5 protein-coding genes, 1 tRNA gene and 1 pseudogene are annotated in these 6,611 nt (G+C 47.8%); 1 reads left to right on the top strand and 6 read right to left on the bottom strand.

The genetic code is table 11. The features are described 5' to 3' along the window. Window positions 1–76: 76 nt before the first annotated feature. Window positions 77–622, top strand: a pseudogene (locus tag QUB44_RS19820) (ATPase); the annotation flags it as partial. Here QUB44_RS19820 and QUB44_RS19815 read toward each other — a convergent pair. From QUB44_RS19815 to QUB44_RS19790, 6 genes are all read right to left on the bottom strand, one after another. After that, window positions 596–1,234, bottom strand: coding sequence for a type I restriction endonuclease (locus QUB44_RS19815; RefSeq protein WP_333370032.1), 639 nt, complete (start codon window positions 1,232–1,234; stop codon window positions 596–598). The pseudogene QUB44_RS19820 and the gene QUB44_RS19815 overlap by 27 nt on opposite strands. Before the next feature lie 206 nt (window positions 1,235–1,440). Further along, window positions 1,441–2,520: a class II fructose-bisphosphate aldolase gene (gene fba / locus QUB44_RS19810; protein WP_006633469.1), complete on the bottom strand. Its 1,080-nt coding sequence runs from the start codon at window positions 2,518–2,520 to the stop codon at window positions 1,441–1,443. Window positions 2,521–2,713: 193 nt separating this feature from the next. After that, a tRNA-Lys gene (locus QUB44_RS19805) sits at window positions 2,714–2,785 on the bottom strand. A gap of 67 nt (window positions 2,786–2,852) precedes the next feature. Continuing rightward, entirely contained in the window at window positions 2,853–3,722 is an 870-nt protein-coding gene (locus tag QUB44_RS19800) for an aldose epimerase family protein (protein ID WP_445299910.1), read from the bottom strand. A gap of 134 nt (window positions 3,723–3,856) precedes the next feature. Then, a complete protein-coding gene (locus QUB44_RS19795; protein ID WP_333370027.1) occupies window positions 3,857–5,935 on the bottom strand; it encodes a CapA family protein in 2,079 nt (692 codons plus the stop codon). A 12-nt stretch (window positions 5,936–5,947) separates the two neighbouring features. Continuing rightward, window positions 5,948–6,103, bottom strand: coding sequence for a hypothetical protein (locus tag QUB44_RS19790; RefSeq protein ID WP_333246909.1), 156 nt, complete (start codon window positions 6,101–6,103; stop codon window positions 5,948–5,950). Between the last annotated feature and the right edge of the window lie 508 nt (window positions 6,104–6,611).

The following is a 6,611-nucleotide window of genomic DNA, read 5'->3' as shown; positions in this document are numbered from 1 at the left end:
TTAAATGGCTTAATTGGTAGACCGCCAAAAACTGCACAACAAGTATAAATACTTATTGCAAAAGTGACATGCTCCCAGCTGCTTTCTGTTAATCGGTTGGGAACAACCGAGAGAAGTGACTCAAGTTAAAAGCCAAAATCCTTCTATTCGCACCTTACAACTCCAAGGTTTAGACATCGCCGCCGCACGGGAAATACTCAGAAATTATGGGTTAGAAGAAAGCGACAACAGTGAAGCACTCATTCATCGCTACCAAGGTAATCCCCTATGGTTAAAAAGCGTGGCGAATCTGATTCAAGACTTGGGAGGAGGCGTGACTGAGTTATTACCAAATGATACCATCTTGTTGCCGGAAGATTTGAAAGATGTTTTACAGCAGCAGTTCGATCGCCTATCGGAAGTAGAAAAACAAGTAATCTCCTTATTAGCGAAAGAAAGCCAGCCAATCAACCGGGCAAAATTGCTAGAAAATGACATAATTCCGGCTTCAGATTTGCTAAATGCCCTGCAATCTCTATCGCGGCGCTGCTTGATTGAACAACAAGCAAATTTTTACACGATTTCACCTGTACTGAGGCAATACCTTCACCGTAACTTAGACGGCAGTAATACCTTGCCCTAAATTCTTCAAGACTTGAAAAGCCGATCGCAATTCACTTCGCACAGTATAAATCGAAAATGCCCGCGATAAGCCGTATTCGGGTGTAGGTTGAGCCCTGAGTTTCACAAACAACACATCATCGCCATTCGTCAACATACCAAATCTCGGTTTATCCAAATCAGGATTTGCCATCATGTATGCTAATGCTTGGGGTAATGCCGATCGCGTCGAAATGGTAGTCTTCTTACACTCCAAAACCATTACCCAAAGCTGATTCTGCAAAATCAAAATATCAATTCGTCCGCGCAAGGTTTCTTCCCCATCATCGATCGCAATTTCAATCGCAGCTTCAGCCTTCATTCTAAACGGTGGATCGTAGAATCCCGCCAGTTCTAATAAAGGTGATGCCACCAGCAAAGTCACTGCCCCTTCTAACAATTCTCCATCGGCTCTATGATATAGCAATCTACGTCGTAGCGTATCCAAAGCAGTCTGTTCAGAATCGCTGAGACTTGGCAATTGGGTTTGCCACTCTGTAAAAAAAGCCTCATCCTCAGTTCTGCTCAAATTCAACCTTGATTCAGCCTCAGCCAGGCTTTTAATAGCTTCTGTAACTGCAATAACCTTTGCCATTCGTCCACCTTTGATTCAAACCGTTGAATTTCCCACGAACATTAGCTTCATTGTAAGCAAAAGTAGGGATACTGCTATAGCGATCGCAGTTTTCAATATCACTTCTATGGGTTTGTGTCCACAAACAAAAACCGGGCAACTTCAAAGCTACCCGGCAATCCAAACTTTAGACCTCAGACAAATCTAAAATCTAAAACCTAAAATTCTTAAACAGCTACAGTCTTCTTAGCAGAAGAGCTCAATTCGCCCTTAGCATACTTAGCTGCAAAATCGTCCAAAGACACTTGCTTAATCTTTGTACCGTGACCGGCGCAACCGAAAGAATTATAGCGATCGCTACAAACCTTCTGCATATACTTGATCGACGGCTTCAAGAAGTGGCGGGGGTCAAACTCATCGGGCTTGGCAAACAAAGCTTCGCGCACCGCAGCGGTAATCGCCAAACGGTTGTCAGTATCGATATTGATCTTGCGAACGCCACACTTGATGCCCTTTTGGATTTCTTCCACAGGTACGCCGTAGGTTTCGCGGATTTTGCCACCGTTGCTGTTGATGATTTCCAGCAATTCTTGGGGCACAGAAGAAGAACCGTGCATTACCAAGTGAGTATTCGGCAAGCGGCGGTGAATTTCTTCAATGCGGCTGATTGCCAAAATTTCGCCAGTCGGCTTGCGAGTGAACTTGTAAGCGCCGTGAGAAGTGCCGATCGCAACTGCTAGAGCATCAACGCCGGTTTGCTCGACGAAATCAACAGCTTGTTCAGGATCTGTCAGCAACTGATCGTGAGAAAGCGCACCTTCAAAGCCGTGGCCGTCTTCTGCTTCGCCCATCCCTGTTTCCAGAGAACCCAAGCAACCCAGTTCGCCTTCAACGCTAACGCCGATCGAATGAGCAACATTCACCACATCGCGAGTAACTTGAACGTTGTACTCGTAGCTAGCGGGAGTCTTAGCATCCGCTTCCAGAGAACCGTCCATCATGACGCTGGTGAAACCTTGGCGCATGGCAGAATAGCAAGTGCCGGGGGCATTGCCGTGGTCTTGGTGCATGGAAATGGGAATGTGAGGATAGGTTTCAACTGCTGCCAAAATCAAGTGGCGCAGGAAATTTTCGCCAGCGTAGGAGCGAGCGCCGCGAGAAGCTTGCAGAATCACAGGGCTGTTGGTTTCGTCAGCAGCGCGCATGATCGCTTGGATTTGCTCCATGTTGTTGACGTTGTAAGCCGGTAGGCCGTAACCATTTTCAGCCGCGTGGTCGAGCAGCAATCGCATAGGTACAAGCGCCATAGATATTCCTCCTAATTATTTGTGATTTTTGGGCAGTGGATTTTGGACAAGCTCAATTCTTACGATAATATTAAGACAATTTGCGACCGATCGCGCACTATCTTTCCAGATTTACTTAAAAGTTCAAAAAACAAAATTTTGAGTTCCGAGCATTCAACTCAAAACTCAAAATTTTTCACTCACAAATTTTTTATGGGTCGCCCGGGATTTGAACCCGAGACCAATCGGTTAAAAGCCGAATGCTCTACCGCTGAGCTAGCGACCCGCGAAAACATTGTTACCGCACACAATTTCTAATAGTAGCACCCCTCATTTGAAATAGCAAGTGTTTTTTAAATAAAATTTGCAGTCATGCGAACCAGCATCTCGCAAGTCGCTCCCGGCTGCAAATAAATCAAGTGTTCGCCAGTGTTGAGGGCATTTCGAGGAGCAGTCCAAGGTTCCAAACAGTAAAAATCCTTGCCCTTCACCATCCAGAAAACCAACTTCCCATAGCTGGAGTTGTAACTGAGGGTGAGCCGCAAGCCGCTCGCCGCATCAGTGACAGTAGCAGCAAGACCAGTGAGCTCGTCAAAGGAAACATCAATTTCATCGAGCGTCTCGTCAAAAACCCCTGTGAAGTAACCCTTTTGGTGGGTGTTCTGATCTCTGTACTGCATCCCCGGAATCTCAAAGCGGAGCTTAGATTTGTCCGTCGCCAAAAAGTAGGGGTGCAAACCACTAGAAAATGGCATGGGTTCGTCAGACAGATTGGTGTATCGCTGAAAAATTTCCAAAGAATTGCCTTTAATCTGATAAGTGAAGGCTAGTTGGAAATCAAAGGGATAAACAGCCAGCGTCTTGTCGCAGCTATTGAGAATCAGCGTCAGAGCGGCGCAACCCTCGGTAACTTGTTCACCTATTGTCCAAGGCAAATCTCGAGCAAAACCGTGCTGTTTGAGCTTACGCTCCACTCCCTTGTGGGTGTAAGTATTCTCCGGGAGATTGCTGCAGATGGGAAACAGGATGGGAATCCCGCCACGTACAGTTAGATTGGGATTGGCGAACCGTTCCGCGTCCAAATAGAAGATTTCTTTGCCTTCAACCAGCCAGCTAGTGGCAATACCGCCCCGTTCCGGCACAACTTCTAGAGTAGAGTTAGCGGTTTCGTCGGAGAGGATATAGGTTTTGTACTGCTTTTGCTTGAGCGCGATCGCAAACACATTTGTCATCGGTAGTAGGTCATTGATCATTGGTTGTCAGTAAATCGATCGTTAATAATTGGTCGCTGGTATGTTGATGTTCACCCATTACCGCCCCTATCCTCCCCCTGCTGCCTCGCTCCGGCCCCCACCGGCTAACCAATGATCCTAGCTATAGGAGGCAGGGCGAGCCGGTGCTTGGAGCGCTTGCTGGTGGTAGCTGGAACGATCGCGGAGGCTGGCTGCTCTTTGAGTGCGACTTCAAAAGATACAGCCCGAGTGCGGGGAAGATAGCTTTGGGGACTCGGCACTGCTCCTTGACTGGGAGATGGGGGCGAAATAAACGGCTCTTTGATGAATGGCTCTTTTGTAAATGGCTCTGGTTCCCGGCTGGGATTTTGAGGTTGAGTGGGGTAGATGCGTGGCGGCAAATTTTGATTCGGAGGCGGGTTTGACTCAATTGCAGGCCCTGTCCCGTTCGGGAAAAATGAGGAGTTGTCCGGCTGTTGGGGCGCAGCCGGCAAAGCCGGCAAAATCAAAGTAGGTTTGGGTTGTCCGGGGCCTTGCTGATTGCTTTCACCGGACGTTCCCCCGGAACCTCGCCCCGGCTGGTATGTACCGCTCTTTGCTGCTCCGGGCAATGGATAATTTGGAGTTTTTGATGTCGCTCCTGGCTGGACTAGGGAATCGAGAACTACAGAAGATCCCATCGGTCGATCGAAAATACTAGAAATTTGCTCGACGCGTTTGAGGATGCGATCGGCTGCGGCTCCCTTCACAACCTTCGGCTGCAACTTTTTCACCTCCACAGGCAGAAACTCTACCTTCATATTCCTGTCTTTGAGCGATACTTTCAGGACTGCGGTATCGTAATCCCTGCGAGCATTCCCGCCGAATATAAAATTCCCCAGCGAGTAAACTATCGGGCGGCCCTTATAAATTTCTGCACCTTGCAGTACCTGGGGATGGTGTCCCACTACCAAATCAGCTCCTTGGTCGATCGTGAACCGAGCCAAATCAATCTGCCAGTCCCCTGGATAATCTGCCAATTCGACTCCCCAGTGGTAATTAACAATAATCCAGTCTACCTGACCCCTAAGAGCTCGAATATCCTCCGCCACGCGATTGTTGCGGCGAGGGTTAGTTCCCGCTTTCCCTTGGTCGGCGATGTTAAGCTCGGCATCATAATAACCGAGGTAGGCAATTCGCTGACCCTTAACTTCAATAATATCTGGACGCCTCGCTTCTTTAATATCTCTGCCGGCTCCCAGGTGTTGAATCCCACTATTATCTAGAGTATTCATAGTCTCCACCAGCCCTGGTTCCTCGTAATCCATAGCGCGGCTATTTGCCAGATTGACAATATCCACTCCTCCGGCTGTTAATACTTTCACCGATTCTGGATCGGCTTTAAAATTTAATTGTTTTTTAGCAGAGCCCAATGTAGAGCGAGTCAAAGAGTTTTCTAGGTTAACCATCGCCACATCTGCTTGCCGATACTCGTCCATATTGGCGAAAGCCCATTGGTGATCGTTGGCAGCAGATGCTCCGAGCGCATCCGATAGATTCACGTTTCCTCCGAACATCAGCGTTACTGTTGGGTCGTAAGGATTAGCAACTTGCTTTTGCTGTACTACTGGTACCACTTCTAAGGCCGCTTGCACCGTATCCGCACGTTTTGGAGGCGGCCCCGAAATTAGAGCAGCTTGCTGGTAGCGGGATACTGGAGAGCCTAACTGCAGGGTCACAGCCTCGTGGTAGCTGACCCAACACCCTAAAATAAATGAGGCAAGTGCCGATCCCACTAGCAGCAGAGAACGATACGTTTTAAATTTAACCCAATCGATGGCCGGTAGGGAACGGTAACGTCGCCGCTGGCGGTTTGCCGGAGTGACAATTCGCACTGACTGTTTCCAGAGAATGTCTGCATCCCCAGCCAAGCGCGCGTGAATTCTGACTCCTTCTACTGCTGGCGAGTTGAGTCTCCAGAGTTGGTGGCAAATAAATTTGACTAAGCCTTCTCGGAGAGTGCTCCCTAGTAATGTAGTATCTGGCGCAAATTCGCGCTGGAATTCTACGAGGATTTGGACGCAGCCGGCCTGAGCCTGTTCGACGCGGGCATAAATCCCTTCGGGGCGCAGCAAGCTGTCAATCCAGTAATTCAGGGCTTGAAAGTTGCCCGATCGCGCTAGCTCCAAGATAGACGGCTGCGACCAATTTTCTGCGTACACCATCAATTAGCCTCCTTAATACGCACGAGCGATGACTCCAATTTGTGTTGAACGGAACCGCAATTCTTTTAGCTTAACCGCCACAGGTTCCGCTGCCCGTTTTGAAGCTAGTTGTTGGCCGCCACCATTTTCTACATTTAGGGGCTGCCTGCTGTCAGTGATTTTTATCACACTCCGGTCAATCGATTTTAGATTTTAGATTTTAGATTTTAGATTTTAGGTTTTAGGTTTTAGATTGAGGAAAGAGGCGGTACTGTGGGCGATCGAACAAACGTCGAAACCAGAGGTTTCTGGGGGACTTGAAACAGAAGAGAGGAAGATTTCTGAGGCAGAGTCTGTTTTTATTGTCGCTGTTTGAGTGTCGCTTTAGAGCTTGGCTTTGAGATTTGAGATTTGAGATTGAGCCTTGACGGCGTTAGTGGGCGATCGAACAATCGATTTTAAATTTTAGATTTTAGATTTTAGATTGAGTTCAGAGAGGGTACTGGGGGCTAGAAATAACCTCCAAACAAGAGGTTTCTGGGGGACTTGAAACAGAAGAGAGGAAGATTTCTGAGGCAGAGTCTGTTTTTATTGTCGCTGTTTGAGTGTCGCTTTAGAGCTTGGCTTTGAGATTTGAGATTTGAGATTGAGCCTTGACGGCGTTAGTGGGCGATCGAACAATCGATTTTAAATTTTA

The organism is Microcoleus sp. AT3-D2 (assembly GCF_036705715.1).
Classification (GTDB): Bacteria; Cyanobacteriota; Cyanobacteriia; order Cyanobacteriales; family Microcoleaceae; genus Microcoleus.
This window is presented reverse-complemented; position numbering and strand designations above follow the sequence as displayed.

What these genes read in the sequence shown, in the direction of transcription:
- QUB44_RS19815 (WP_333370032.1), bottom strand. Translation starts at nt 1,234, where the DNA reads ATGGCAAAGGTTATTGCAGTTACAGAAGCTATTAAAAGCCTGGCTGAG.
- fba (WP_006633469.1), bottom strand. Translation starts at nt 2,520, where the DNA reads ATGGCGCTTGTACCTATGCGATTGCTGCTCGACCACGCGGCTGAAAAT.
- QUB44_RS19795 (WP_333370027.1), bottom strand. Translation starts at nt 5,935, where the DNA reads ATGGTGTACGCAGAAAATTGGTCGCAGCCGTCTATCTTGGAGCTAGCG.